Annotated in this window: 27 protein-coding genes; 19 read left to right on the top strand and 8 right to left on the bottom strand. The window is 73.2% G+C overall.

Annotated features, from left to right (window positions below):
* Positions 1-101: 101 nt before the first annotated feature.
* Positions 102-1,478 carry an MATE family efflux transporter gene (locus AB0950_RS16080; RefSeq protein ID WP_366778736.1) on the top strand — a complete coding sequence of 459 codons (1,377 nt, stop codon included), beginning with the start codon at positions 102-104 and terminating at the stop codon, positions 1,476-1,478.
* Here the strand turns inward: AB0950_RS16080 and AB0950_RS16075 are convergent.
* A complete protein-coding gene (locus AB0950_RS16075) occupies positions 1,408-2,643 on the bottom strand; it encodes a glycosyltransferase family 87 protein (RefSeq protein WP_366778735.1) in 1,236 nt (411 codons plus the stop codon). The genes AB0950_RS16080 and AB0950_RS16075 overlap by 71 nt on opposite strands.
* A gap of 165 nt (positions 2,644-2,808) precedes the next feature.
* Between AB0950_RS16075 and AB0950_RS16070 the strand changes: the two genes are divergently transcribed.
* Entirely contained in the window at positions 2,809-3,951 is a 1,143-nt protein-coding gene (locus AB0950_RS16070; RefSeq protein WP_366778734.1) for a glycosyltransferase family 4 protein, read from the top strand.
* Positions 3,952-3,973: 22 nt separating this feature from the next.
* On the opposite strand, the gene AB0950_RS16065 is transcribed toward AB0950_RS16070, so the two are convergent.
* On the bottom strand, positions 3,974-5,770 hold the full coding sequence (locus AB0950_RS16065) for an AMP-dependent synthetase/ligase (protein ID WP_360149910.1): 1,797 nt from the start codon (positions 5,768-5,770) through the stop codon (positions 3,974-3,976).
* A gap of 296 nt (positions 5,771-6,066) precedes the next feature.
* Between AB0950_RS16065 and AB0950_RS16060 the strand changes: the two genes are divergently transcribed.
* The 6 genes from AB0950_RS16060 (at position 6,067) to AB0950_RS16035 (ending at position 11,063) form a co-directional block, all read left to right on the top strand.
* Positions 6,067-6,864 carry a metallophosphoesterase gene (locus AB0950_RS16060; RefSeq protein WP_360149913.1) on the top strand — a complete coding sequence of 266 codons (798 nt, stop codon included), beginning with the start codon at positions 6,067-6,069 and terminating at the stop codon, positions 6,862-6,864.
* Between the two features lie 111 nt (positions 6,865-6,975).
* Positions 6,976-7,419, top strand: a complete 444-nt coding sequence (locus AB0950_RS16055; protein ID WP_360149916.1) for an SRPBCC family protein — start codon at positions 6,976-6,978, stop codon at positions 7,417-7,419.
* Between the two features lie 44 nt (positions 7,420-7,463).
* Positions 7,464-8,639, top strand: a complete 1,176-nt coding sequence (locus AB0950_RS16050) for an ArsA-related P-loop ATPase (RefSeq protein WP_360149919.1) — start codon at positions 7,464-7,466, stop codon at positions 8,637-8,639.
* Positions 8,640-8,699: 60 nt separating this feature from the next.
* Positions 8,700-9,200 (top strand): DUF5304 domain-containing protein, encoded by a 501-nt coding sequence (locus tag AB0950_RS16045; RefSeq protein ID WP_360149922.1) that lies wholly within the window; start codon positions 8,700-8,702, stop codon positions 9,198-9,200.
* A gap of 67 nt (positions 9,201-9,267) precedes the next feature.
* Positions 9,268-10,221, top strand: coding sequence for an ROK family glucokinase (locus tag AB0950_RS16040; RefSeq protein ID WP_360149925.1), 954 nt, complete (start codon positions 9,268-9,270; stop codon positions 10,219-10,221).
* A gap of 89 nt (positions 10,222-10,310) precedes the next feature.
* A complete protein-coding gene (locus AB0950_RS16035; RefSeq protein ID WP_360149928.1) occupies positions 10,311-11,063 on the top strand; it encodes an endonuclease/exonuclease/phosphatase family protein in 753 nt (250 codons plus the stop codon).
* A 164-nt stretch (positions 11,064-11,227) separates the two neighbouring features.
* On the opposite strand, the gene AB0950_RS16030 is transcribed toward AB0950_RS16035, so the two are convergent.
* Both AB0950_RS16030 and AB0950_RS16025 read right to left on the bottom strand, forming a co-directional pair.
* On the bottom strand, positions 11,228-11,788 hold the full coding sequence (locus AB0950_RS16030) for a hypothetical protein (protein WP_360149931.1): 561 nt from the start codon (positions 11,786-11,788) through the stop codon (positions 11,228-11,230).
* Positions 11,781-12,560, bottom strand: a complete 780-nt coding sequence (locus AB0950_RS16025; protein WP_360149934.1) for an alpha/beta fold hydrolase — start codon at positions 12,558-12,560, stop codon at positions 11,781-11,783. The genes AB0950_RS16030 and AB0950_RS16025 overlap by 8 nt, the downstream gene beginning before the upstream one ends.
* A gap of 186 nt (positions 12,561-12,746) precedes the next feature.
* On the opposite strand from AB0950_RS16025, the gene AB0950_RS16020 reads away from it, so the two are divergent.
* The 4 genes from AB0950_RS16020 to AB0950_RS16005 all read left to right on the top strand — a co-directional run bounded on the left by AB0950_RS16020 (position 12,747) and on the right by AB0950_RS16005 (position 16,651).
* Positions 12,747-13,475 carry a lysophospholipid acyltransferase family protein gene (locus AB0950_RS16020; RefSeq protein ID WP_360150952.1) on the top strand — a complete coding sequence of 243 codons (729 nt, stop codon included), beginning with the start codon at positions 12,747-12,749 and terminating at the stop codon, positions 13,473-13,475.
* A 174-nt stretch (positions 13,476-13,649) separates the two neighbouring features.
* Positions 13,650-14,828 (top strand): DUF5931 domain-containing protein, encoded by a 1,179-nt coding sequence (locus AB0950_RS16015; protein ID WP_366778746.1) that lies wholly within the window; start codon positions 13,650-13,652, stop codon positions 14,826-14,828.
* The gene (locus tag AB0950_RS16010; protein WP_360149937.1) at positions 14,825-15,502 is read left to right on the top strand and encodes a response regulator transcription factor; all 678 of its coding nucleotides are present in this window, start codon (positions 14,825-14,827) and stop codon (positions 15,500-15,502) included. The genes AB0950_RS16015 and AB0950_RS16010 overlap by 4 nt, the downstream gene beginning before the upstream one ends.
* A 120-nt stretch (positions 15,503-15,622) precedes the next feature.
* Positions 15,623-16,651 carry a 6-phosphofructokinase gene (locus AB0950_RS16005; protein WP_360149940.1) on the top strand — a complete coding sequence of 343 codons (1,029 nt, stop codon included), beginning with the start codon at positions 15,623-15,625 and terminating at the stop codon, positions 16,649-16,651.
* A 48-nt stretch (positions 16,652-16,699) separates the two neighbouring features.
* Here AB0950_RS16005 and AB0950_RS16000 read toward each other — a convergent pair whose 3' ends face one another.
* Positions 16,700-18,562, bottom strand: a complete 1,863-nt coding sequence (locus AB0950_RS16000; protein WP_366778732.1) for an anthranilate synthase family protein — start codon at positions 18,560-18,562, stop codon at positions 16,700-16,702.
* Between the two features lie 90 nt (positions 18,563-18,652).
* Positions 18,653-18,709 (bottom strand): trp operon leader peptide, encoded by a 57-nt coding sequence (locus AB0950_RS15995; RefSeq protein WP_115913573.1) that lies wholly within the window; start codon positions 18,707-18,709, stop codon positions 18,653-18,655.
* A 107-nt stretch (positions 18,710-18,816) separates the two neighbouring features.
* Here AB0950_RS15995 and AB0950_RS15990 point away from each other — a divergent pair, with 107 nt between their 5' ends.
* A complete protein-coding gene (locus tag AB0950_RS15990; RefSeq protein WP_360149946.1) occupies positions 18,817-20,169 on the top strand; it encodes a class II 3-deoxy-7-phosphoheptulonate synthase in 1,353 nt (450 codons plus the stop codon).
* Positions 20,170-20,309: 140 nt separating this feature from the next.
* Positions 20,310-20,534 (top strand): (2Fe-2S)-binding protein, encoded by a 225-nt coding sequence (locus AB0950_RS15985; RefSeq protein ID WP_360149949.1) that lies wholly within the window; start codon positions 20,310-20,312, stop codon positions 20,532-20,534.
* Positions 20,535-20,551: 17 nt separating this feature from the next.
* Here AB0950_RS15985 and bfr read toward each other — a convergent pair whose 3' ends face one another.
* The gene (gene bfr / locus AB0950_RS15980; protein WP_360149952.1) at positions 20,552-21,070 is read right to left on the bottom strand and encodes a bacterioferritin; all 519 of its coding nucleotides are present in this window, start codon (positions 21,068-21,070) and stop codon (positions 20,552-20,554) included.
* A gap of 174 nt (positions 21,071-21,244) precedes the next feature.
* Between bfr and AB0950_RS15975 the strand changes: the two genes are divergently transcribed.
* Complete coding sequence (locus tag AB0950_RS15975) at positions 21,245-21,877, top strand: sulfite oxidase-like oxidoreductase (RefSeq protein WP_360149955.1); 633 nt, start codon at positions 21,245-21,247, stop codon at positions 21,875-21,877.
* 59 nt (positions 21,878-21,936) lie between these two features.
* Here AB0950_RS15975 and AB0950_RS15970 read toward each other — a convergent pair whose 3' ends face one another.
* On the bottom strand, positions 21,937-22,830 hold the full coding sequence (locus tag AB0950_RS15970; protein ID WP_366778730.1) for a deoxyribonuclease IV: 894 nt from the start codon (positions 22,828-22,830) through the stop codon (positions 21,937-21,939).
* 92 nt (positions 22,831-22,922) lie between these two features.
* Between AB0950_RS15970 and AB0950_RS15965 the strand changes: the two genes are divergently transcribed.
* The 4 genes from AB0950_RS15965 to AB0950_RS15950 all read left to right on the top strand — a co-directional run bounded on the left by AB0950_RS15965 (position 22,923) and on the right by AB0950_RS15950 (position 26,503).
* Positions 22,923-23,243 carry a CU044_2847 family protein gene (locus AB0950_RS15965; protein WP_360149961.1) on the top strand — a complete coding sequence of 107 codons (321 nt, stop codon included), beginning with the start codon at positions 22,923-22,925 and terminating at the stop codon, positions 23,241-23,243.
* A gap of 158 nt (positions 23,244-23,401) precedes the next feature.
* Positions 23,402-23,572, top strand: a complete 171-nt coding sequence (gene fxsA / locus AB0950_RS15960; protein ID WP_360149964.1) for an FxSxx-COOH cyclophane-containing RiPP peptide — start codon at positions 23,402-23,404, stop codon at positions 23,570-23,572.
* 7 nt (positions 23,573-23,579) lie between these two features.
* Entirely contained in the window at positions 23,580-24,737 is a 1,158-nt protein-coding gene (locus tag AB0950_RS15955; RefSeq protein WP_366778729.1) for an FxsB family cyclophane-forming radical SAM/SPASM peptide maturase, read from the top strand.
* The gene (locus AB0950_RS15950; RefSeq protein WP_366778728.1) at positions 24,734-26,503 is read left to right on the top strand and encodes an HEXXH motif-containing putative peptide modification protein; all 1,770 of its coding nucleotides are present in this window, start codon (positions 24,734-24,736) and stop codon (positions 26,501-26,503) included. The genes AB0950_RS15955 and AB0950_RS15950 overlap by 4 nt, the downstream gene beginning before the upstream one ends.
* Positions 26,504-26,532: the final 29 nt, after the last annotated feature.

The raw sequence follows: 26,532 nt of genomic DNA, 5'->3' as shown, positions 1-26,532 counted from the left end.
TCTCCTCCTTGCAGCGGTCCCGTGCGCCATGTTACCTCTTATCGAGCTACCTCGTTTCGAGATACGTCGGTTCGAGGTAGCTCGACAAGAGGAGTGGCTCAGTGAACGCCCACCGCAAGCAGCTCATCGCCCTCGCCCACCCCGTCTACCTCTCCCTGCTCGCCTCGGTCGCCTCCGGGATCACCAACACCGTCTGGGTCTCCCGGCTCGGCGGCGCCGCCGTCGCCGCCGTGGCCGTCGCCACCAACACCGAGAACGTGCTGCTCGGCGTCGCGCTGGTCTTCGCCTCCGGTACGACCGTGCTGGTGGCGCACGCCCGAGGGGCCCGCGACCCGGCCGCCGTACGCGCCGCCGTACGGGGCGGCTGGGCGCTGTGCGCGCTGGTCACCCCGCTGGTCGCGGCCGGCGGCTTCCTGCTGCGCGGACCGCTGGCCGCCCTGGTCCTCGGCGGCGGCGACGGCACGGCCCTGCACCTGGCCACCGCCTACTTCGCCGTCTCCCTGCCCGGCATGACCGTCTTCTTCGCCCAGCAGCTCGTCGACGGCATCCTCAAGGGCGCCGGCGATGCCCGCACCCCCATGCGCCTGGCCCTGCTGGCCAACGGCCTGATCCTGCTGTGCGACCCCGTCCTGATCCACCTCTACGGCGTCCGCGGCGCCGCCGTCTCCACCGTGCTGTGCCGCGGCGTGGCCCTCGCGGCCGGTCTGCGCGCCCTGCGCCGTAACGCCCTGCTGCGGACGGCCGCCGCGGCGCCGCCCGCAGCCTCCGTGCCGGCCGCCCTGCGCCGCACCCTCACCACCGGCCTGCCCATGTCCGCCGACTTCACCGTGCGGCAGAGCGGGGCCCTGGTGCTGGTGGCGATCGTGGCCCGGCTCGGGGTGACGGCGGTGGCCGCCTACGCCATCGCCTACAAGGTCATGTACCTGGCCACCATGGCCTTCTACGCCGTCCGGCAGGCCGCCGCGATCCACACCGCGCACACCCGGGGCGCCGGCGCGGACGCGCGGCGGGACATCGGCCGGCAGGCGGTGCTGGTCTCCGGGACGCTGGGCCTTGCGGCCTCCGCCCTGTTCGCCGCGACGGCCCCCTGGATCATGGCCGCGTTCGGCGCCGGACCCGACGTCGCCCACCAGGGCGCGCTGTTCCTGCGCTGCATCGGCCCCTATCTGCTGCTGATGGCCTGCTTCATCGCGCTCGGCGGGGTCTTCGAGGGCGGCGGAGGGGCACCGGCGCTGCTCCGGGTCACCCTGCTCGGCACAGCCGTCCAGCTGCCCCTGGCGTACGCCCTCGGCGGCCTCGGCCTGCCCGGCGTCTGCCTGGCGCTGGCGCTCGCGATGGCCGTGCAGTGCGCCGCGGTGGCGGCGCTGCTCGCCCGGACCGGACGCCCGGCCCTGCCCGGCCGCCGGGTCAGGGGGAGACGCGGGCCTGACGGGACCGGGCCGGCTCGGGCGGCAGGGGCGCGGCGGGGACCGGGGTGACGGTCGAGCGCCACAGCCGGCGGGCCGCCGTCACCGAGGCCGCGACCAGCAGACCGTTGCGCAGCACCAGCAGCAGCACCCCGTACCCGTCGCTGACCACCACATGGCCGAAGCCGACCGGGAACTCCAGGACCGTCACGAAGGACGCGGCCACCACCATCAGCGCGGGCGCCCCCATCCGGCTCGCCCGGTACGACACGCACACCGCGGCCAGGCCGACCAGCCACACCATGTACTGCGGGCTGATCACCCGGCTGGTGACCGTGAACAGCAGGACCGCGGTGAAGGCCGCCTCCGCGAGGGTGTGCGGCGCCCAGAGGGACGCGCGCAGCCGCCACAGCAGCAGCCAGCCGAACGCGAGCAGGGTCAGCGCCAGCGCCGCCGCGCTGACCTGCTCCACATACGGGCCGACGAACTCGATCGACCCGTAGTTCAGCAGCACCTGGCCCTGCCAGCCGAAGTGCCGGGCCACATGGAAGAACAGGGCGCCGAGCGACTCCACCTCGGTGCCCCGGTCCCGCTGGAAGGTCAGGAAGGCGAAGGCGCCCGGCATGGACAGCGAGAACAGCGCGGCGAGGCCGGACGCGGTCACCGCCGCCGACCACCACGCCCGCCGCCGCACGGCGCCGACCAGCAGCAGCGCCGGCCACACCTTCAGCAGCGCCCCGAACGCCGTCAGCGCGCCCATCGCCTTCGGGTGCCGGGCCCCGGCGAGCAGGGCCGCCACGGCCACCGCGGTGACCATCACGTCGTAGCGGGCGTACACCGTCGGCCCGAGCAGCGGCACGCCCGCCACCCACACCCACACACCGCGCGCGGAGCGGCCGGGGCGCCGGTGCGCGGACAGCAGCAGCACCAGGACGACCGCGTCGGCGAGGAACGCCAGCAGGAAGAAGGCGTGCTCGTACGACAGGAAGGGCAGCGCGGCGGGGGACAGGACCGGGAGGGCGGCGGCCGGCGGGTACTGCCAGGTCACGTCGTCCAGCGGAAACGTGCCCTGCCGCAGCACCTCGTACCAGCCCCGGTAGGTCACCGACACGTCGGAGGTGACGTCCAGGTCCGAGAAGGTGTACACCCGGAAGACGAACAGCAGCAGCAGCGTCCGGGTCGCGGCCCAGGTGGCGAGCAGCCATGCCAGGGACCGCCCGGCGCCTTTGGTCTCCACGTGATCCCCTTGCCGTCCGATTCCCGTGCCGATCGCTTCGGTGCCGCCTCGCGGGACCATGATGGCGTGCCCGGCCGTGGGCCTGCCACAGACTCGGCCGAGGCGGACCCGGTACCGCCCGTGCGATCCCGGCCGGGCACGGCCCGTTCGGTAGGGTCGGCGGCGATGCACAAGACCCTGATCGTCACCAACGACTTCCCGCCCCGGCCGGGCGGCATCCAGGCCTTCCTGCACAACATGGCCCTCCGCCTGGACCCCGGCCGGCTGGTCGTCTACGCCTCCACCTGGAAGCGCGGCCGGGAGGGCGCCGAGGCCACCGCCGCCTTCGACGCCGAGCAGCCCTTCACCGTCGTACGCGACCGTACGACCATGCTGCTGCCGACCCCGCAGGCGACCCGGCGGGCGGTGGGACTGCTGCGCGAGCACGGGTGCACCTCGGTCTGGTTCGGCGCCGCGGCGCCGCTCGGCCTCATGGCCCCGGCGCTGCGCACGGCGGGCGCCGAGCGGCTGGTGGCCACCACCCACGGCCACGAGGCCGGCTGGGCCCAGCTGCCCGCCGCCCGGCAGCTGCTGCGCCGGATCGGTGAGTCCACGGACACGATCACCTATCTGGGCGAGTACACCCGGTCCCGCATCGCGGCGGCGCTCACCCCTGAGGCGGCGAGCCGCATGGTGCAGCTGCCGCCGGGGGTGGACGAGAAGACCTTCCACCCCGGCTCCGGAGGCGAGGAGATCCGCGCCCGCCTCGGCCTCACCGACCGCCCGGTGGTGGTCTGCGTCTCCCGGCTGGTCCCCCGCAAGGGCCAGGACACCCTGATCCGGGCCATGCCCCGCATCCTCGCCGCCGTGCCCGGCACCGTCCTGCTCATCGTCGGCGGCGGCCCCTACGAACGGGACCTGCGCCGGATGGCCGCCGAGACGGGCGTCGCCGGCTCCGTCCGCTTCACCGGCGCCGTCCCCTGGTCCGAACTGCCCGCCCACTACGGCGCCGGAGACGTCTTCGCCATGCCCTGCCGGACCCGGCGCGGCGGCCTGGACGTGGAGGGCCTGGGCATCGTCTACCTGGAGGCGTCGGCGACGGGACTGCCGGTGGTGGCGGGCGACTCGGGCGGCGCACCGGACGCCGTCCTGGACGGCGAGACGGGCTGGGTGGTCAGGGGCGGCGACCCGGCAGCGGCGGCCGACCGCATCGTCCCCCTGCTCCAGGACCCCGAACTGCGCCGCAGGATGGGGCAGCGGGGCAGGCAGTGGGTCGAGGAGCGCTGGCGCTGGGACATGCTCGCCGAGCGGCTGAGGCACGTGCTGTAGAAGCGGCACCCCAGCCGGCGGCCTACTTGGCGTAGATCGCCTCGATCTCGTTCGTGTAGTCCTTCGCCACCACGTTCCGCTTCAGCTTCAGCGACGGGGTGAGGTGGCCCGACTCCTCCGTGAACTGCGACGACAGAATGCGGAACTTCCGCACCGATTCCGCCTTCGACACCGCGGCGTTGCCGTCGTCGACCGCCGCCTGGACCGCCGCGATCAGATCCGGGTCGTCCTTCAGCGACGCCGCGGTGGAGCCCGCCGGCTTGCCGTGCTCGGCGGCCCAACGGCCCAGGAACTCCTCGTCGATGGTGACCAGGGCGCCCACGAACGGCCGCCCGTCGCCCACCACCATGCACTCCGCGACCAGCGCGTGCGCCCGGATCCGGTCCTCGATGACCGCCGGGGCGACGTTCTTGCCGCCCGCCGTGACGATGATCTCCTTCTTCCGGCCGGTGATCCTCAGATAGCCGTCCTCGTCCAGGGTGCCGATGTCCCCGGTGTGGAACCAGCCGTCGGCCAGCGCCTCCGCGGTGGCGCCCGGGTTGTTCCAGTACTCCTTGAACAGGTGCTCGCCGTGGAGCAGCACCTCGCCGTCGTCCGCTATCCGCACCACCGAACCCGGCAGCGGCTGCCCGACCGTGCCGATCTTCTGCCGGTCCCACGGGTTGAACGCCGTCGCCGCACAGGACTCGGTCAGGCCGTAACCCTCCAGCACCGTGAAGCCGATGCCCCGGAAGAAGTGGCCGAGCCGCTCGCCCAGCGGGGCGCCGCCGGAGATGGCGTACTCGCCCCGGCCGCCGAGCACCGCGCGCAGCTTGCTGTAGACCAGCCGGTCGAACACCTTGTGCTTGAGCTTCAGGCCGAACGACGGGCCCGACGGGCCGTCCAGCGCCTTGCTGTAGGCGATCGCGGTGTCCGCCGCCTTGTCGAAGACCGCGCCCTTGCCGTCCGCCTGCGCCTTGGCGCGCGCCGAGTTGTAGACCTTCTCGAACACCCGCGGGACGCCGAGGACCAGCGTCGGCCGGAACGCGGCCAGTTCGTCGGTGAGGTTCTTGATGTCCGGGACGCAGCCCAGCTTGATCGGCGCCATCATCGGCGCGATCTGCACCAGCCGGCCGAAGACATGGGCGAGCGGCAGGAAGAGCAGCACCGAGCACTCGCCGGTGCGGAACAGCGGGCGCAGCCGCTCCACGATGTTGCCGCACTCGGCGAAGAAGCTGCGGTGGGTGAGCACACAGCCCTTGGGGCGGCCGGTGGTGCCGCTGGTGTACACGATGGTCGCCGGATCGTCGGCCTTGGCCAGCGAGCCGCGCTCCTCGACCGTCTCGTCCGACACGTCCTGCCCGAGCCGCCCCAGCTCCTCCACCCCGCCGGCCTCGATCTGCCAGACGTGCTTGAGGGCGGGCAGCGACTCGCGTACCGACTCCACGTTCGCGGCGTGATGGTCGAGTTCCACGATGCAGGCGGTGGCGCCCGAGTCCGACAGGATCCACTGCACCTGCTCCGGGGAGCTGGTCTCGTACACCGGGACGGTGACCGCGCCGGCGCTCCAGATCGCGAAGTCGAGCAAAGTCCACTCGTAGCGGGTGCGGGACATCAGGCCCACCCGGTCGCCCGGCTGCACGCCGGCCGCGATGAGGCCCTTGGCGGCGGCGTGCACCTCGGCCAGGAACGCCCGTGCCGTCACGTCCTGCCAGACACCGGCCACCTTGCGGGCGATGACGGCGACGTCGGGATGCTGCGCGGCGTTTCTGCGGACGATGTCGGTCAGATTGCCGTCCGCAGGGACCTCGTACAAAGCCGGAAGGCTGAACTCGCGCAAGACTGCTGCTCCTCATAGGGCGCCGGCGCCACGACACTGTGTGATGCGCTGGTGCGGTCCAAGGCTCGGGCAGGTGCTCGGGAATTCAGCTGTTGAAAACCAGAGCACGACTGGACTGCCCGGACGTTACCCGCCGGTATGGCGTCTACGACAGGGGGTTCCGCCGAGATGTTCGCTGCGTCACACGCGTGGGCGTTCCTTCGCGCACAGTAGTCCACGGCCGAACCGACCGGCGAGTAACCCCAGGCCGGGCCGACACTGTTCACGCGGATCCCACAGGCCTACCCTTGATCGCCATGGCATCCACACGCCCCGGAAACCGAAGGACGCGCGTCCATGTGGTCAGCGACGTGCACGGCAACGTCCGCGACCTGGCGCGGGCCGGCGAGGGTGCCGACGCGCTGATCTGCCTGGGCGACCTGGTGCTGTTCCTCGACTACGCCGACCACTCGCGCGGCATCTTCCCGGACCTGTTCGGCAAGGAGAACGCCGACCGGATCGTCGAGCTGCGCACCGCCCGCCGGTTCGAGGAGGCCCGCGCGTTCGGCGCCCGGCTGTGGGCGGACCTGGGCACCGACCGGGCGACGGCCGTGGAGCAGGCGGTGCGCAAGCAGTACGCCGAGCTGTTCGCCGCGTTCCCCACCCCGACGTACGCCACCTACGGCAATGTCGACATGCCGCCCCTGTGGCCGGAGTACGCGGGCCCCGGCACCACGGTCCTCGACGGCGAGCGGGTGGAGATCGGCGGCCGGACCTTCGGCTTCGTCGGCGGCGGACTGCGCACGCCGATGCGCACGCCGTACGAGATCGGCGACGAGGAGTACGCGGCGAAGATCGAGGCGGTCGGCGAGGTCGACGTGCTGTGCACCCACATCCCGCCGGAGGTGCCGGAGCTGGTGTACGACACGGTCGCCCGCCGCTTCGAACGCGGCAGCCGCGCCCTGCTGGACGCCATCCGCCGCACCAGGCCCCGCTACGCCCTCTTCGGCCATGTCCACCAGCCGCTCGTCCGCCGCATGCGCATCGGCGCCACGGAGTGCGTGAACGTCGGCCACTTCGCCGGGACGGGCCGGTCCTGGGCACTGGAATGGTGAGAAGCGGGACATCGGGTGAAGGCGGCAGGTCGGCGGCGCGGTAGCCTTCACGCTGCACACACGTGCGCACGACGACCTCTGTACCGGCCCGCATCTGGAGGAGCCACGGCGATGGCGGAACACACCAGCTCGAGCATCACCATCGAGGCGGCACCGGCCGACGTCATGGGGGTGATCGCCGACTTCGCCCGCTACCCCGACTGGACCGGCGAGGTGAAGGAGGCGGAGGTCCTCAAGACCGACGACCAGGGCCGTGCCGAGCAGGTACGCCTCGTCATGGACGCCGGCGCCATCAAGGACGACCAGACCCTGGCCTACACCTGGACCGGCGACAACGAGGTCTCCTGGACCCTGGTCAAGTCCCAGATGCTGCGCTCCCTCGACGGCTCGTACCTCCTCAAGCCCACGGGCCCGTCCACCACCGAGGTCACCTACCTCCTCACCGTGGACGTCAAGATCCCCATGCTCGGCATGATCAAGCGCAAGGCGGAGAAGGTCATCATCGACCGCGCGCTGGCGGGCCTGAAGAAGCGCGTGGAGTCGGGGCAGAAGTAGTCACTCCCGTTTGAAGCACGCGCACGGCGGTACCGTTCAGCCCCATGCGCACCATCCTGATCACGGGCCCGGGCGGCGGCGGTCGTACCACGATCGCCGCCGCCACCGCGCTCGCCGCCGCCCGCGAGGGCGCCCGCACCCTCCTGCTCGGCGCCGACCGCACCGACACCCTCGGCGCCGCACTGGGCTCCGCGACAGGACCGGCGCCGCACGAGGCCGCGCCGCACCTCACCGTCTGGCGGCCCGACGCCGCCGCACGCTTCCGCGAGGACCTCACCGCCTTCCAGGACCGCGCCGCGAACGTCCTGAACCTGCTCGGGGCCGCCCGGCTGGACGCCGAGGAGGTCACCCCGCTGCCCGGCGCCGAGGAACTGTCCTTCCTGCGGGCGCTGAGGGACGCGGCCCTGTCCGAGCGCTTCGACCTCCTCGTCGTCGACCTGCCACCCCTGCCCCAGGCCCTGGCGCTGCTCGGCCTGCCCGAGGAGCTGCGCCGCTATCTGCGCCGCCTGCTCCCGCCCGAGCGGCAGGCGGCCCGCGCCCTGCGCCCGGTCCTCGGCCGGCTGGCCGGCGTGCCGATGCCGTCCGACTGGCTGTACGAGACGGCGGCCCGCTGGGACGTCGAACTCGCCGCCGTCGAGGCCGTCCTCACCGACCGGGACACCGTCGTACGCCTGGTCGCCGAGCCCGGCCCGGCCGGCGCCGACGCCGTACGCGGCGCCGGACTCGGCCTCGCCCTGCGCGGCCTGCGCACCGAGGCCCTGATCGCCAACCGCACCCTGCCCGAGAGCACCCCGGACAGCTGGCTGTCCTCCCTGCTCGCCCAGCAGCGCAAGACGCTCGACGACTGGCAGGAGCAGCCGTACGACGTCCACCCCGTCCCGCACCTCGGCCGCGACCCGCGCGGCGCCGACGACCTCGCCGCGCTCGCGGTACCCGGCGTCAAGCCGGCGCCCGCCCCGGTCGAGTGGCCCGTCGAGGACCGCAGGAACGAGGACGGCGTGCTGGTCTGGCACATCCCGCTGCCCGGCGCCATACGGGACGAGCTGGACCTGATCCGGCGCGGCGACGAACTCGTGATCAGCGCCGGCCCCTTCCGCCGGATCGTCCCGCTGCCCTCGGCCCTGCGCCGCTGCGGCGTCGCCGGCGCCGGCCTGCGCGAGGGCGAGCTGCGCATCCGCTTCGCCCCGGACCCCGACCTGTGGCCCGCGGCCGGACGGTGATGATCCGGGTGCGGCCGTTCGGGTAACGTCGTAAAGGCGAACCGTAGTCAGGAGTCCGCCATGAGCGAAGAGCGTCCCGCATCCGACTCGCCCGAGGAACACGCGGACCAGGGGCGGGCGACCGACGCCGACGCCTGGGCCACGGCCTGCGCCGAGGACCTCGCCGCCGAGAGGGCCCGCCGCCGCGCCGAGCACGGCCCGCAGCCGGGGTCGGCCGCGGAGGAACTGAAGAGGCTCGTGGACACGGTGGCCGACAAGCTGTCCGGTCTGCAGTCACCGGTCCTCGGCGGCCTCGCCGGACCCGCCGCCCAGCAGGTGGTGCGGCAGGTCGTCCAGCAGGCCAAGGCCGCCGTCGAGCCCGTCATCGACCGCAACCCCGAGGTCTTCGACCATCTCGCCGCGGCCGGCAGCGAACTGCTCGCCGCCTACCGCTCCGCGGTCCAGGCCCAGGAGCGCCGCTGGACCGCCCGCACGGCCGACGACCTCACCCGCGAGGATCCCGGCGACCGGCGTGACGGAGGCGAGGGCACCGGCCCGGGGGAGCGCATCGACCTGGACTGAAGCCCTCCCCCGGCGGGGCCTCGGGTACGGTTGGCCGTAGCGGGGCTCGACCGAAACTGAGGGATTCATGGGACTCACCATCGGCGTCGACATCGGCGGCACCAAGATCGCGGCCGGCGTGGTCGACGAGGAAGGCAACATCCTCTCGACCTTCAAGGTGCCGACCCCCACCACGCCCGAGGCCATCGTGGACGCCATCGCCTCGGCGGTGGAGGGTGCGCGCGCCGGGCACGAGATCGTCGGCGTGGGCATCGGCGCGGCCGGTTACGTCAACCGCCAGCGCTCCACGGTCTACTTCGCGCCCAACATCGACTGGCGCAACGAGCCGCTGAAGGACAAGGTCGAGGCCCGCGTGGGCCTCCCGGTCGTGGTCGAGAACGACGCGAACGCCGCCGCCTGGGGCGAGTACAGGTTCGGCGCCGGCAAGGGCCACCGCAACGTCATCTGCATCACGCTCGGCACCGGCCTCGGCGGCGGCATCATCATCGGCAACAAGCTGCGCCGCGGCCACTTCGGCGTGGCCGCGGAGTTCGGGCACATCCGCATGGTCCCGGACGGCCTGCTGTGCGGCTGCGGCTCGCAGGGCTGCTGGGAGCAGTACGCCTCCGGCCGTGCCCTGGTCCGCTACGCCAAGCAGCGCGCCAACGCCACCCCCGAGCGCGCCGAGGTGCTGCTGGCGCTGGGCGACGGCACGCCCGACGGCATCGAGGGCAAGCACATCTCCATGGCCGCCCGCCAGGGCTGCCCGGTGGCCGTGGACTCCTACCGCGAGCTGGCCCGCTGGGTCGGCGCGGGCCTGGCCGACCTGGCCTCCCTCTTCGACCCCTCGGCGTTCATCGTCGGCGGCGGCCTCTCCGACGAGGGGGAACTGGTCCTCGACCCGATCCGCAAGTCCTACAAGCGCTGGCTGGTCGGCGGCAACTGGCGCCCGGTGGCCGACGTGATCGCCGCCCAGCTCGGCAACAAGGCGGGCCTGGTGGGCGCGGCGGACCTGGCCCGGGAACCCGACCCGATCATGTGAGGGACGTTCACCGAAGCAGGGGCGCGAGGACGATCCTCGCGCCCCGAGCTGTCGGGCGCCCCGACCCGGGGACGTCGTAGATTGACGGCATGGCAACCCCGCTGCTCCCCAACTCCCGTACCGAGCCCGACGGTTCCGCCGTCATCCGCGTCCTGAGCTACAACATCCGCTCGATGCGCGACGACACCCAGGCCCTGGCCAGGGTGATCACCGCCTGCGCCCCCGACCTGGTCCTGATCCAGGAAGCCCCCCGTTTCTTCCGCTGGCGCAAGAAGCTGGCGCGGCTCGCGGCGGCCTCCGGCCAGGTCGTCCTCACCGGCGGCGCCACCGCGGCGGGCCCCGCGATCCTCTGCTCGCTCCGGGCGACCGTGGAGCGGGCGGATGACGTCCTGCTGCCCCTCACCCCCGGACTGCACCGGCGCGGCCTCGCCACGGCGGTGGTCCGCTTCGGCGGCGCCCGCCTGGGCGTGATCAGCTGCCATCTGAGCCTCGACGGGAACGAGCGGTACGAGCAGGGCGGCCTGCTCCTCGACCGGCTGGCCGGACTCGGTGTGGAGCACGCCCTCGCGGGCGGCGACCTGAACGAGGGCCCCGGCGGCCGGACCTTCCGCCGCCTCTCCGCGAGCCTCCAGGACTGCCGGGCCGTCGCCCCCTGGGGCGGCGAGACGACCTGGCCGCACAGCGAACCGCCGCGGCGCATCGACGCCGTGTTCGCGACCAAGGGCGTCGAGGTGCTCGGCTGCGGTGTCCCGCTGGACCAGCCGGGCGTCACCCGCGCCGACCTGACGGCGGCCACGGACCATCTCCCGGTCCTCGCCGCGGTGCGCGTCCCCGCGGTGTGACCCACCCGGTCCTGACCCGCCCGTGCGCGGCTGCGGGTGCGTGGGGGCCGGTCGCGCAGTTCCTCGCACCCTCAGGGGGCTGCTGTGCCGTCTGCCGGGTCGGGCCGCAGCCCCGGCACCAGTGCCCGCAGCCCCTCCGCATGGCTTCCGTCCGGCGCCGGCGGTCAGACCACGGCGCCCCGTCCCGGGTCGTCGTCCTGGTCGTCGTCCGTGCGCATCCGCATCACCAGCGTGGCGAAGCCGCCGAGGAAGCCGCCGACGCTCAGGGTGGTCAGCCACCAGGTCATGTCCCAGCCGAGCAGCATCGCCAGCAGGACCAGCACCGGCCCGCCCACGACGCCCAGCCAGGCGAACTTCGCGGTGGCGTCGGCGCTCGGCAGCGGCGGCGGCTCCGGCGGCACGAAGTGGTCCTCGTCGTCCTCGTCCCCGGAGGGCTCGGGCGGGGTGTGGTCGCGCGGGCCGACCCCGGGCGCGAAGGAGACCGAGCTGCCCAGCGGCGGCCGCACCGGCGCCGTGTCGGGGGCGTCGCTCTCGGCGTCCTGCTCCGGCTCCGGCAGCGCCAGGTCCTCCACCGGCCTGTAGGGCGTGGCCCCCGGCGGGTCCGGCGGCTCCTCGCCGAACCCCGCGACGATCGCCCGCCAGGCGGCGTCCTCGTCGAAGGGCAGGTTCTGCTCGTCCGGCTCGGGGCCCTCGCGGCCTTCGCGGTCGGACTCGTGCTCAGCCACCTGCGGCCGTCCCTTCCTTGCCGAGACTGGGTGCGAGCCGGCCCATGAAGCCGAGGCTCTCCTCGAAGATCCGGTCCGCATCCACGTCCAACGTCGCCACGTGGTAGCTGTGTTCCAGCACGGTCTCCGTGACGTCCGTGGACGACACCCGGCTCAGCACCCGGGCCGAGTCGGCCGCCGGGACCACGTGGTCCTGGGCGCTGCGCAGCAGCAGCAGCGGCTGGGTGACCTGGGGCAGCTCGACGTCCAGCCGGCGCAGGAACACCCGCAGCGAGTGCGCCGCGTGCAGCGGCACCCGGTCGTAGCCCAGCTCGGCCGCGCCCTCCTTCGCTATGTCGCTGGCGATGCCCTTCGTCGTCCGCACGAGGTGCCGGGCCACCGGCAGGGCGTACGCCGACAGGCCGTGCACCTTGTTCGCCGGGTTGACGACCACCACGCCCGAGACCCGCTCGCCGTGCCGGGCGGCGAGCCGGAGCGCCAGCGCGCCGCCCATCGACAGGCCCGCCACGAACACCCGCGAGCAGCGCTCGGACAGCGTCCGCAGCTCGCGGTCCACCTCCGCGTACCAGTCCTGCCAGCTGGTGACCTGCATGTCCTCCCAGCGGGTGCCGTGTCCGGGCAGCAGGGGCAGCGACACGGTCAGGCCGTGCGCCGCGTGGTGCTCCGCCCAGGGGCGCAGCGACTGGGGCGAGCCGGTGAAGCCGTGGCAGAGGAGGACCCCCACTTCCCCGCCCTCGTGGCGGTACGGCTCGGCTCCGGGGAGGACCGGCACCTTCGACGCTCCTGTTCCTGAAGAGGCCCCCGCCGGTGGCCGGCGCAGGCGTGAGGGAAACGTGCGGATGTGCTTCACCGTACGCGACCGCACTGACACCGACCAGGGTCGTCGGGTGCTTTGACGGTCCCGCGGGTTAAGGTCTGTTCGACGGAAACAGGAGGCACGCGGGTGTTGTACGGCACGATGAAGGTCGCCATCGGGGGGCCGCTGAAGGTCGCCTTCAGACCCTGGGTGGAAGGCCTGGAGAACATCCCGGCCGAGGGCCCCGCCATACTGGCGAGCAATCACCTGTCCTTCTCGGACTCCTTCTTCCTGCCCGCGGTGCTGGACCGCAAGGTCACCTTCATCGCCAAGGCGGAGTACTTCACGACGCCCGGGGTGAAGGGCCGGCTGACCGCCGCGTTCTTCAAGGGCGTCGGACAGCTCCCGGTGGACCGCTCCGGGGCGCGCGGCGCCGGTGAGGCGGCGGTCAGGAGCGGCATAGAGGTGCTGGAGCGCGGCGAGCTGTTCGGCATCTACCCCGAGGGCACCCGCTCGCCCGACGGCCGCCTCTACCGGGGCAAGCCCGGCGGCCTCGCGCGCGTGGCGCTCGCCACCGGCGCTCCGGTCATCCCGGTGGCGATGATCGACACCGAGAAGATCCAGCCGCCCGGCAAGGTGATGCCGAAGCTGATGCGGCCCGGCATCCGCATCGGCAAGCCGCTGGACTTCAGCCGCTACCACGGCATGGAGCACGACCGCTTCGTCCTGCGCGCGCTGACCGACGAGGTCATGTACGAGATCATGAAGCTCTCCGGTCAGGAGTACGTCGACATGTACGCGACCGCCGCCAAGCGGCAGATCGCGGAGGCGGCGAAGGCGGCCAAGGAGGCCGAGAAGAAGGACGCCGAGAAGAAGAAGGCAGAGGACTAGCGAGGGCCCCCAGCAGGGGCCGGGGGGACGGGGGACATGGCCGAGCGTGAGGGCGACGCAGCCGCTGGGCGCGTCGACGGCGCCGGGACGAGCATGCGCGGGTCCGAGGGCCCGGGCAGGGCCGCCCGCTCGGCGCCCGGCGGCGCGCGAGCCGGGCGCCGGGCCGTGCTGCGGATGTCGGTCGAGCTGCCGCTGTGGCGTGCGCTCACCGGTTACCGGGTCCTGACGATGCTGTACGCCATCGGCCTGTGCGCCAGCGCGTACTCCCACTTCGTACGGCCCTGGGTCGCCGTCGCCTACTACGCCCTCCTGGTGGTGTGGACGCTCGCCACCCTGCCCCGGGTGCGGAACGCGGCGAGCTGCACCAAGGCCTTCCTGGCCGCCGACCTGACCGTCGCGCTCCTCGGCGTCCTGCTCACCCCGCTCGCCGACAACCACGAGCGGATCGCCGGCGGCGGCCCCACCCTGCCGTCGATATGGACCGCCGGCTCGGTGCTGGCCTTCGCCCTCAAGGGCGGCTGGCGCTGGGCGGCCGTCGCCTCCACCGGCGTGGCCGCGGCCAACCTCGTCGAGCGCGGGCACCCCGCCCGGGACACCGTGCACAACGTGATCCTCGTCTGGGTGGCCTCGATCGCCATCGGCTACGTCGTGGAGGTCGCCCGCGCCTCCGAGCGCACCCTCGCCCGCGCCCTGGAGATCGAGGCCGCGACCCGGGAGCGGGAGCGGCTGGCCCGGGACATCCACGACGGCGTGCTCCAGGTGCTGGCGATGGTGCAGCGGCGCGGCGCGGTCATCGGCGGCGAGGCGGCGGAGCTGGGGCGGCTCGCCGGGGAGCAGGAGGTGGCGCTGCGCACCCTGGTCTCCGGCGCCCTGGTGCCGGTCTCCCGGGTGGCGCGGGACGCCGCCGGGGCCGTCGTACACGCCGTCGAGGAACCCGACGACGAGGGACCGGTCGACCTGCGTTCGCTGCTGGCTTCCTACGCGTGCGCCCGGGTGAGTCTGGCCGAGCCCGGGGCGCCGGTCGAGCTGCCCGGGCCGGCCGCGCGGGAGCTGGCCGCCGCGGTCGGCGCCGCCCTGGACAACGTACGCCGGCACGCCGGGGACGGGGCCCGGGCCTGGATCCTGGTCGAGGACGAGCCGGACGAGATCGTGGTGACCGTCCGGGACGACGGTCCGGGCATCCCCGAGGGCCGGCTCGCCCAGGCCGAGGGGGAGGGCCGGCTCGGTGTGGCCCAGTCGATCCGGGGGCGGCTGCGCGACCTGGGCGGCAGCGCCGAACTCGTCTCCGTGCCCGGGCAGGGCACGGAAGTGGAACTGAAAGTACCGAAGAACGTGAAGGCGGGGCGTCGATGAGCGAGCAGCGGGACCCGATCAAGGTCATGGTGGTGGACGACCACCCCATGTGGCGCGACGCGGTCGCCCGGGACCTGACCGAGTCCGGCTTCCATGTGGTGGCGACGGCCGGCGACGGCGAGCAGGCGGTCCGCCGCGCCAAGGCCGCCGCCCCCGACGTGCTCGTGCTGGACCTGAACCTCCCGGCCAAGCCCGGCGTGCAGGTGTGCAAGGAACTGGTCGGCCATAACCCGGCGTTGCGGGTCCTGGTCCTGTCCGCGAGCGGCGAGCACGCCGACGTGCTGGAGGCGGTGAAGTCCGGCGCGACCGGCTACCTGCTGAAGTCGGCCTCCACCGAGGAACTGCTGGACGCCGTGCGCCGAACCGCCGTCGGCGACCCGGTGTTCACGCCGGGCCTCGCCGGACTCGTCCTCGGCGAGTACCGCAGGCTGGCCGCCGAGCCGGCGGCCGCGTCCGACACGGACAGGCCCGGCGCGCCCCGGCTGACCGACCGGGAGACGGAGGTGCTGCGGCTGGTCGCCAAGGGCCTGAGCTACAAGCAGATCGCCGAACGCCTGGTCATCTCGCACCGCACGGTGCAGAACCACGTGCAGAACACCCTCGGCAAGCTCCAGCTGCACAACAGGGTCGAGCTGGTGCGGTACGCCATAGAGCGCGGCCTCGACGAGGAGTAGCCCCCCGCCCCGGTCCGCATCCGGCAATGCCCCGAAATCACCCGTCCCGCCCCTCCCCGTGTGACCTGAATCACCATAACGTGACTCTCTGTCAGGGAACCGCGGTGAAGGGACATTTCCATGCGGGTCGGAGTACTGACCGGAGGCGGCGACTGCCCCGGGCTCAACGCCGTCATCCGGGGCATCGTCCGCAAGGGCGTGCAGGAGTACGGCTATGACTTCGTCGGCTTCCGGGACGGCTGGCGGGGTCCTCTCGAAGGCGCCACCGTCCGCCTCGACATCCCCGCGGTGCGCGGCATCCTGCCCCGCGGCGGCACCATCCTGGGCTCCTCGCGCACCAACCCCCTCAAAGAGGAGAACGGCATCCGCCGGATCAAGGACAACCTGGCCAAGCTGGACGTCGAGGCCCTCGTCGCCATCGGCGGCGAGGACACCCTCGGCGTCGCCGCCCGGCTGTCCGACGAATACGGGGTGCCCTGCGTCGGCGTGCCCAAGACGATCGACAACGACCTGTCCGCCACCGACTACACCTTCGGCTTCGACACCGCCGTCAACATCGCCACCGAGGCCATCGACCGCCTGCACACCACCGCCGAGTCCCATATGCGGGTGCTGGTGGTGGAGGTGATGGGCCGTCACGCCGGCTGGATCGCCCTGCACTCGGGCCTGGCCGGCGGCGCCAACGTCATCCTCATCCCCGAGCAGCGCTTCGACGTCGCGCAGGTCTGCGCCTGGGTCACCTCCCGCTTCCGGGCGTCGTACGCGCCGATCGTGGTCGTCGCCGAGGGCGCCATGCCGAGGGACGGCGACATGGTGCTCAAGGACGGGTCGCTCGACTCCTTCGGGCACGTCCGGCTCTCCGGGGTCGGCGAGTGGCTGGCCAAGGAGATCGAGAGCCGCACCGGCAAGGAGGCCCGCACCACGGTCCTCGGCCATGTCCAGCGCGGCGGCACGCCCAGCGCCTTCGACCGCTGGCTCGCCACCCGGTTCGGCCTGCACGCCGTCGACTGCGTCCACGACCGCGACTTCGGCACGATGGTCGCCCTGCGCGGCACCGACATCGTCCGCGTCCCCCTCGCGGATGCCACGGCCAAGCTGAAGACGGTGGACCCGAAGCTGTACGAGGAGGTCGGGGTGTTCTTCGGCTGAGAGTCCGGTGCCGGGCCCGGGGACCTGGCGGTCCCCGGGCCCGTCCGCTCACCTCGCCGTGCTCGCCCCGCGCAGCCGGCCGATCAGCTCCCGCACCACGGCAGCCCCGTTCAGGCTGAGGACCGACTCCGGGTGGAACTGCACGCCCGCGAAGCCGGGCCCCCGCAGCGCGTGCACCTCGCCGTTCGCCGCCCGGCTCGCCTCGATGCCGTGCGCGGCCAGCTCCCGGGCCGTCTCGTCGTCGCAGCGGGCGACGAAGCTGTTGTAGAACCCGACCGTCTCGGGCCGCCCGAACAGGTCGACCGTGGTCTGCGCCCCCTGGTACGGCACCTCCTTGCGGACGACCTCCAGGCCCAGTTCCGCCGCGATCAGCTCATGGCCCAGGCAGACGCCGAGCACCCCGTGCCGGTGCTCCCGGACCACCGCGGCGGTCAGCTCCCGCAGCAGACGCATCTTCGGGTCGGCGAGGTCGGCCGGGTCGCCCGGCCCCGGGCCGAGCACCACCGGCCCCTCGTGCGCGAGCACCGCCGCCCGCAGTCCCGGCTCGTCGTACCGCCGTACCGTCACCTCCAGGCCGCCCGAGCGCAGCACGTGCGCGAGCATCGCGGTGAAGGTGTCCTCGCCGTCCACCACCAGGGCGTGCCCCTCCACCGCCGCGGAACGCTCCTGCATCCGCAGCCAGAACGGCGCCAGCGCCGAGCGGCGCCCGTCCAGCGCGGCCCGCACCCGCGGGTCGTCGGCCAGCCGGGGCCGCTCCCGCTCCGCGCGCGGCCGGGACGGCCGTACCCCGAGGGCCGCCAGCACGCCCGCCGCCTTGGCGTGGGTCTCCGCGACCTCGCCCGCCGGGTCCGAGCCGCGCACCAGCGTGGCGCCGACCGGGACGCGCAGCCGGCCCCGCGCCGAGATGTCGGCGGTGCGGATCAGGATGGGGGAGTCCAGGGTCTGCGCCCCGCCGGAGTCCCGGCCGAGCAGGGCGAGGGCGCCCGCGTAGTACCCGCGGCCGCCGACCTCGTGGCGCTCGATGACCCGGCAGGCGTTCTGCACGGGCGAGCCGGTGACGGTGGCCGCGAACATCGTCTCGCGCAGCACGTCCCTGACGTCGAGCGAGGACTTCCCGCGCAGCTCGTACTCGGTGTGCGCGAGGTGCGCCATCTCCTTCAGGCGCGGCCCGACGACCACCCCGCCCATGTCGCCGACGGTGCACATCATCTTCAGTTCCTCGTCGACGACCATCGACAGCTCCTCGATCTCCTTGCCGTCGGCGAGGAAGGCCAGCAGGTGCTCGGGGGTCGGGCCCTCGGCGGGATAGCGGTAGGTCCCGCTGATCGGGTTCATGACGACCGTCCCGCCGGACATCCGCACGTGCACCTCGGGACTGGCCCCGACCAGCGTCCGCTCTCCGGTGTGCACGACGAACGTCCAGTACGCGCCCCGCTCGCCCTCCAGCAGCCGGCGGAACAGGGCGAGCGCGTCGGCCCGGCCGAACCCCGGGATCTCGCCCTCGTACGTCCGCCGGATCACGAAGTTCGCGCCCTCGCCCCGGCCGATCTCCTCGCGCAGCACCCGGCCGACGATCTCGCCGTACGCCTCGTCGCCGACGTCGAAGCCGCCGCCCTCGACCCGCACGTCATGACCGGGCAGCTGACGCAGGGCCTCCTCCAGCGGGATCTCGTACGACTCCTCGGGGACCAGCACCAGCAGCGGGGTGCCGTCGTCGCGGACGTCGAAGCCGCGCTCGCGGATCTGCCGGAACGGCACCAGCGCGAGGCCCTCCTCGGGCAGGTCGGCGAGCCGGTCGCGGCGGGTCACGGGGCCGGCCAGCACCTCCACCGTGTGCTCGTCGCGGCCCGGGGTGCGGCGGCGGAGCAGGGCGAAGGGGCGGTCGTCGTGCAGCAGCTGTGCCAGGTCCATGGTTCCTCTTCCGTCGATGGGGAGGAACGGCCCCGGACACGCCGAAGGCCGCCCCTCGGGCGGCCTTCGCGAAGTCTTGCGTACGCGCGATCAGTGGGCCGCCGGATGAGCGGTCCACCACCAGTTCTGGATCGACAGCGCGAACATGGCACGAACCCTACCGCACCCGCCCCCGCGTCCACAGGACAACCCTCGCGTCTCACCCTTCGAGCCAGAAGATGGGGCACGCGACACGACCCCGTAATGTTTACGAGGTGACCGTGAACGCTAAGACCAGCCCCGGCGCTGGCAACACCTGGCGAAACCTGCCCGCGGCGCAGCAGCCCGAGTACCCCGACCCCGAGGCTCTGCGCGCAGTGATCGCGGACCTCGAGTCGTATCCGCCGCTCGTCTTCGCGGGCGAGTGCGACCAGCTGCGCGCCCGGATGGCGGCCGTCGCCAAGGGAGAGGCGTTCCTCCTCCAGGGCGGCGACTGCGCCGAGGCCTTCGACGCGGTGTCCGCCGACCACATCCGCAACAAGCTGAAGACGCTGCTCCAGATGGGCGCCGTCCTCACCTACGCGGCCTCCGTGCCCGTGGTGAAGGTCGGCCGGATCGCCGGGCAGTACTCCAAGCCCCGCTCCAAGCCGACCGAGACCCGCGGCGGCGTGACGCTGCCGGTGTACCGGGGCGACTCCGTCAACGGCTTCGAGTTCACGCCCGAGTCCCGCATCCCGGACCCCGAGCGGCTGAAGCGCATGTACAACGCCTCGGCCTCCACGCTGAACCTGGTGCGCGCCTTCACCACCGGCGGTTACGCCGACCTGCGCCAGGTGCACGCCTGGAACCAGGACTTCGTGAAGACCTCGCCGTCGGGCCAGCGCTACGAGCAGCTCGCCCGCGAGATCGACAACGCGCTGAACTTCATGCGGGCCTGCGGCGCCGAGCCGGAGGAGTTCAAGACCGTCGAGTTCTTCGCCTCGCACGAGGCGCTGCTGCTGGACTACGAGTCCGCCCTGACCCGGGTCGACTCGCGCACCGGCAAGCTGTACGACGTCTCCGCGCACATGGTGTGGGTCGGTGAGCGCACCCGCCAGCTGGACGGCGCGCACATCGAGTTCGCCTCGCGGATCCGCAACCCGATCGGCATCAAGCTCGGCCCGACGACGACGGCCGAGGAGGCGCTGCAGTACATCGACCGCCTCGACCCCGAGCGGGAGCCGGGCCGGCTGACCTTCATCGTCCGCATGGGCGCCGACAAGATCCGCGACCGGCTCCCCGAGCTGGTGGAGAAGGTCACGGCGTCCGGCGCGACGGTGGCCTGGGTCACCGACCCGATGCACGGCAACACCTTCGAGGCGGCCTCCGGGCACAAGACCCGCCGCTTCGACGACGTGCTCGACGAGGTCAAGGGCTTCTTCGAGGTCCACAAGGCGCTCGGCACCCACCCCGGCGGCATCCACGTGGAGCTGACCGGCGACGACGTCACCGAGTGCGTCGGCGGCGGTGACGAGATCTTCGTCGACGACCTGCACCAGCGCTACGAGACGGCCTGCGACCCGCGGCTGAACCGCAGCCAGTCGCTGGACCTGGCGTTCCTCGTCGCGGAGATGTACCGGGACCAGTGAGCGGACGGAAGGGGCGCGGATCACACAGGATCCGCGCCCCTTCCCCTTTTGCGCGCGCCCACGGGATAGGTAAGGTTAGGTTTGCCTCACCGAGATACGGGATGGCAGTCATACAGCGATCCCGTCGGGAGGTGCGCCGCGTGTACGTCTGCAGCTGCTTCGGCATCACCGAGGCCCAGGTCCGGCGGCACGCGCAGGACGGCGCCTCCACCCCCCGCCAGATAGCCTCCGCCTGCAAGGCGGGCACGGACTGCGGCGGCTGCGTACGGCGCATCCAGGCTCTCCTCGGCCGGGGCGCCTGTCCCCGCCGGGAGCTGATCGAGCGGCGCGCCCCGGCGCTGGAGCGCCTGGACGACGCGGCCTAGCAGCCGCGTCCGGCCGCTCAGTGCGTGGAGAAGCCGCCGGTGCCGGGGCCCGAGGGGTCGGGCTGGCTCTGCTCGATCACGGTCGAGAGGTAGAGCGCCTCGCCCAGCTTGTCCAGGAGTTCCAGCTGGGTGTCCAGGTAGTCGATGTGGTGCTCCTCGTCGGCCAGGATCGCTTCGAAGACGTTCGCCGAGGTGATGTCGTCCTTCTCGCGCATCAGCCGGATGCCGCGGCGCAGCCGGTCGATGGCCTCGACCTCGATCTGCCGGTCGGCCTGGAACATCTCGGTCACCGTCTGCCCGACCCGGACATGGAAGAGCCGCTGGTAGTTCGGCAGGCCGTCGAGCAGCAGGATGCGGTCGGTGAGGACCTCCGCGTGCCGCATCTCGTCGAAGGACTCGGCCCGGGTGTACCTGGCGAGCTTCGACCAGCCCTTGTGGTCCTGGAGCTTGGCGTGCAGGAAGTACTGGTTGATCGCGGTCAGCTCGGCGGTCAGCTGCTCGTTGAGCAGTTCGATGATCTCGGGGTCGCCCTGCATCGCAATGGACTCCTTCCAGGTAAGCCGGACCCGGCCGATAGCGCCGCATGATGGCACCGGCGACGAAGATCGTCCAGTAAGTATGCACTTAGTACGTACGTCATGAGTTGCTGGCCCTTGTCCGGTTTCGGGGGGTGGTCAAGGGCACTGCCCGGGGTCTGTCAGGATGGATACATGGGTCATCCGGTGGAGCGAGCGTCTGGAGCGACGGCAGGGTCCGAGCTTCCGCCGGGTCAGCGGCTCCAGCGCGGCTGGCCGGTCACGCACTACGGGCCCGTGCCGAAGTTCCGCCCCGAGCGCTGGGAGTTCCGGGTCTTCGGCGCCACCGCCGACGGTGACAAGCACGTCTGGAACCACGAGGAGTTCACGGCCCTGCCGTACACCACCGTGGTGGCCGATCTGCACTGCGTGACGAAGTTCAGCATGGTCGGCGCGGAGTGGGGCGGCATCCCGGCCGCCGTGATCCTGGACCTGGCCCCGCCGGCGCCGGACGTCACCCATGTGATGGTCTGGGCGGAGTACGGCTTCAGCTCCAACCTCCGCCTGTCGGACTTCGCCTCCGACCGCACCCTCTTCGCCACCCACAAGGACGGCGAGCTGCTCACCGCCGAGCACGGCTTCCCGGTCCGCCTGATCGTGCCGCACCTGTACGCCTGGAAGGGCCCGAAGTGGGTCCGCGGGGTGGAGTACATGACCGCCGACCGCCGCGGCTTCTGGGAGGAACGCGGCTACCACAACATCGGCGACCCGTGGAAGGAACAGCGCTACTCCTACCAGGAGCAGCCGGGGGAGGGCCCGGAGCTGTGAGCCGAACCCTCCGGTCCGTCAGCCGTCCCTGAGCTGTGGACCGGGCCCGTCCCGGCCCGTCAGCCGTCCCTGAGCTTCTTCAGCCGCTCCACGTCCGCCGCGTGCCCCTCCCTGCCGCCGGGCGTTTCGATGATCAGGGGGACGCCCTCGGTCGCCGGGTGGGTCATCAGCGCCCGGAACGGGTCCTCGCCGATGTGGCCGGCGCCGATGTTCTCGTGCCGGTCCTTGTGCGCGCCGGCCACGTCCTTGGAGTCGTTGGCGTGGATCAGCTTCAGCCGGCCCTCGCCGACCGTGTCCACCAGCAGGTCGAGGGTCTGGTGCATGCCGCTCGGCCCGGTCAGGTCGTGGCCGGCGGCGAAGACGTGGCAGGTGTCCAGGCACACCCCGAGCCTGGGATGGGCGTCCAGCGCCTCGAAGTACGGCCCGAAGTCCCAGGTGCGCGAGCACAGCGAGGCGCCCTGCCCGGCCGTCGACTCCAGCAGCAGGTACGGATCGTCGTCGTGGGTCAGCTCGTCCAGCAGCGGCAGCAGACGCGCCCGTACCTGCTGCAGGGCCACCTGCCTGCTCCGCCCGCCGGTCGCGCTCCCGGTGTGCACGACCACGCCGAGCGCGCCGATCTCGCGCCCGCGCCGCAGCGAGTGCCGCAGCGACTCCACCGACCGCTCCACGGTCGCCTCGGTGTGCGAGCCGAAGTTGATCAGATAGGGGGCGTGGACGTACGCCGGGATCGACTCCTCGGCGCAGGCCGCCCGGAACGCCTCGTCCTGCCGGGGGCTGCCCGCAGGGGTGGCCCAGCCGCGCGGGTTGGCCACGAAGACCTGCACGGCCTCCGCCTTCAGCGCACGGGCGTAGGGCAGCCCCACCGAGTGCAGACCACCGGCGACGGGCACATGGGCGCCGACGGGGTTGCGGGCAGCGGGGGCCGGGAGCGAGGGGGAGGATGGTGAGGTCATGGCCCACCCAGCATGCCAGGACGTGTGGGGACGCCCCCGATCAGGGTACGACTGCACCAGCGCGCCCGCGCGGACGCCAGGGGAGGGTGCACATGGGGGACGTCGTCAGCTTCTCGCTCCCGGACGGGGGCAGGGTCCTCGTCGAACCGGTCGACGAGGACCTCTACGGCCTGGAGGAGATCTCGGTCAACGGCGGCACGGTCGTCAGACGGGCCCAGGAGGGCCTCGGGGAGGCGCTCGACGGCATCCGGCGGATGGCGGCGGAGGCGCACGCCCGGATCACCTCGCTCGCGGTCGCCCCGCGCCGCCTTGAACTGGAGTTCGGAGTGAAGCTCAGCGGGGAGACCGGAGCGGTCCTGGCCAAGGCGACCGGTGAGGCACACCTGGTCGTCCGGGCCGTGTGGGAGAACTAGCGGGGCCCGGCGCGGCCGAGCCGAGGTGTCCGGATCCGTCGCAGCGTGCGTACGGCCTTCTCCCGCAGCCGGGGGAGGACGCCTACCATGCCCAAGTGGCGCGGACGCCGCGGTGCGGGCCGTATGCCGGATGTCCCGGAGACGGAAGGGGCACAGGCATGGAAGAGACGACGGGGGTCGGGTGCGAACTGCCGGACATCGCCGCGTTCACCGTCGACGAACTGCGCGCGCTGCCGGGCTCCGTGCTCGCGGCGGCCCTGGAGCGGCTCCGGGCGGAGGCGGCGGAGTCCGGCGAGGACGCGTACAACAGCTGGCAGTCGAGCCCCTGACGGGCCGATGGCAGACGTCGAGGCGCTTTTCGAACAGGGCTGGCGGCCCGTCCCGCTGCGCCAGTTCGTCGTCAAGATACGCAGCCGGTGCAATCTGGCCTGCGACTACTGCATCATCTACGAGCACGCCGACCGGACCTGGCGCCGCCAGCCCGCCGCCATGAGCCCGCAGACGGTGCGGCAGACGGCCCGGCGCATCGCCGAGCACGCGACGCGGCACGGGCTGCGGCAGCTCCGGATCGTGCTGCACGGAGGCGAGCCGCTGCTGGCCGGACCGACGGGTATCGGCCGAATCGTGGGCACCGTGCGCGCGATCGTCGAAGAGGCGGGCGCCGAGGCCGAGTTCACCGTCCAGACCAACGGCACGCTGCTCGGCCCCCGCATGCTGCACACCCTGGCCGAACACCGGGTGCGGGTCGGGGTCAGCGTGGACGGGGACCGGCAGGCGCACGACGCGCACCGCCGCACCCCCTCCGGCGCCGGCTCCTACGACCGGGTGACGGCCGGACTGCACCGCCTGTCCACCCAGTACCCGCACCTGTACGCCGGGCTGCTGTGCACCGTCGACCCATTCCGGGACCCTGTTGCCGTCTACGAGTCACTGCTTCAGACCCGCCCCCCGCTGATCGACTTCCTGCTGCCGCACGCCCACTGGGGCGCCCGCCCGCCCGCACCGGCCGGCGCCTACGGCACCTGGCTCGCGGCCGTCTTCGACCGCTGGGCCGGAGCGCCGCGCAAGGAGACCTCGGTGCGGCTGCTGGACGAACTGCTGCACTCCGTGCTCGGCGGCCGCAGCCGGCTGGACTGGGTCGGCGTCACCCGCTCGGTGTCCGCCTTCGTCGAGGCCGACGGCGGCATCCACCAGAACGACGCCCTGCGCACCGGGTACGACGGCGCCTCCGCCACCGGCCTGGACGTCTACCGCCACTCCTTCGACGACGTCCTGCTGCACCCCGGGTTCGCCGCCCGGCAGGCCGGCCTGCGGGTGCTCGCCCAGCAGTGCCTTGACTGCGCCGAGCTGTCCGTGTGCGGCGGCGGCGAATACGGCCACCGCTACGGCCCGGGCGGCGGATACCGGCGGCCGAGCGTCTACTGCGCGGACCTGCTGCTGCTCATCCGGCACATCCGGCGCTGGGTGGCCCGCTGCGCGGGGCGTCCGGGGTGATCGCCACGCATGTCATCCCGGACCCCGTCTTCGACGCGCTCGCCGCCGGCGGGGGCGGCCCGGAGGCCGTACGGCTGCTGCGCCAGGCCCGGCGCAGCCGCAACCTCCTGCTGCTGCGGCGGATCCTGGACGGCCCCTGCGGGCCCGCCGCCGAGCCGGCCGCCGCCCTGCTCGCCCGGGTGGAACGCGCCGACCCCGCCGCGGCCCGCAGCGTGATCGACGCCTCCTCGTTCGGCACCTGGGCCGCGCGCGCCGCGGGCGACTGCCCGGCCCACCGGCACGGCGGATGCAGTGCGGGTGACCTCGGCGCCCTCGCCGCGGTCGCCGCCGTACGCGCCGGGACCGGCGCCGAGATCGCGGTACCGGTGCACGACGGCGCCCTGTATCTGTCCGGCCTGGGCACGGCCACCCGGCTCGGCCCGGTCGGCGAGGCGCTGGTCGTGGTCACGCCCCGGCCCCAGGCTCACCTTGGCGCGGACGGCGCGCGGTCCGCCCGGGGCCACGGCTGCCAGGTGGAGATCCGGCTGCCGGGAGAGGTACGGCGGCTGCCGCGCGACCCGGGCCGGGAGGGGCACGACTGGCAGGCCGTGGCCTTCCTGGAGGCCCGGCACCGGGGGCTGGCGCTGCGGCTTCCGCTGGAGACCGCGGACCCCCGGCTGCCCTCCCTGGACACGGCCAGCGCCCGCCCCGCGGCCTGGCAGGAACTGCTCCGGTCGGCCTGGCGGATCCTGGTCGACAGCCATCCTGGGCGCGCCGAGGAACTCGCGGCCGGACTGGGCGCTGTCGTCCCGCTGCCCGCGCCCGCCCGCGGGGTCACCTCCGCGACCTCACGGCACGCCTTCGGCACCGTCCTGGCCTCCTGGCCCGCCGACCCCGACCGGCTGGCGCTGACCCTGCTGCACGAGTTCCAGCACAGCAAGCTCAGCGCGCTCGCCGACCTGGTGACCCTGCACGAGCCGGACGGCCGTCCCCGCCTGTACGCACCCTGGCGACCCGACCCGCGCCCGCCCGCCGGACTGCTCCAGGGCATCTACGCCCACCTCGGGGACCTGGCGTTCTGGCAGCAGCGCAGCGCCGGGCGGACCGCACCCGAACGCACCGACGCGGTGTGGCGGCTGGCGCTGATCCGCGCCCAGGCCGAGCGGGGCGTGACGGAGGCGGCGAGCCGGCTCAGGCTCACCCGGCTCGGCGCCCGGTTCCTCGACCGGGCTGCGCAGACCGTGCGGGCCGTCTCCCTGGATCCCGGGCCCGTCCGGGTCGCAGCGCGCGTGGAGGCCGGTACCGAGGCGGTGTGGCGGCTGCGCTGGGCCGTGCCCGAGGGCACCGCCGTCAAGCAGCTGGCCGAGCAGTGGCGCGCCGGGCTGCCCGCCGGACCGCTGCCGTCCGGTGACATCCGGCCCGCCTCGGGTCCCGTGGCCGGGCCGGGCGCCGAGTTCGGCCGCTGGGCGGCGCGGCAGCGCGGCGCCCACCGGGCACCGCCCGCTCACCAGACCGCCGAAGCGGTCGCCGCCGCCCCCGACCGGCTCGAACACTGGGCCGCCCTGGCCGCCTCCGTGACGGAGGAACGGCTCCCGGGCGCCGCCGTGCTGCGCCGCCGCACCGAACTCGTCCGGGACCTGCACCACGAACTGGCCACCACCACCGCAGGAACCCACCCCCCGGACCCCCTGACCCTCGCAGCCTGGCTGGCCGGGAACCCTGCGGCGGCTACCGACGCCGGGCCGGACACCGGCGCCCCCCGGGACACCGGATGGTCCACCGGCTGAGGAGAACCACCGCCTCCGTGTCGGTTCCC

The sequence above is a fragment of the Streptomyces sp. NPDC007189 genome (assembly GCF_040703635.1).
Taxonomy (GTDB): domain Bacteria; phylum Actinomycetota; class Actinomycetes; order Streptomycetales; family Streptomycetaceae; genus Streptomyces.
Note: the sequence above shows the minus strand (reverse complement) of the source record. Positions and strands in the feature narration are given on the sequence as shown.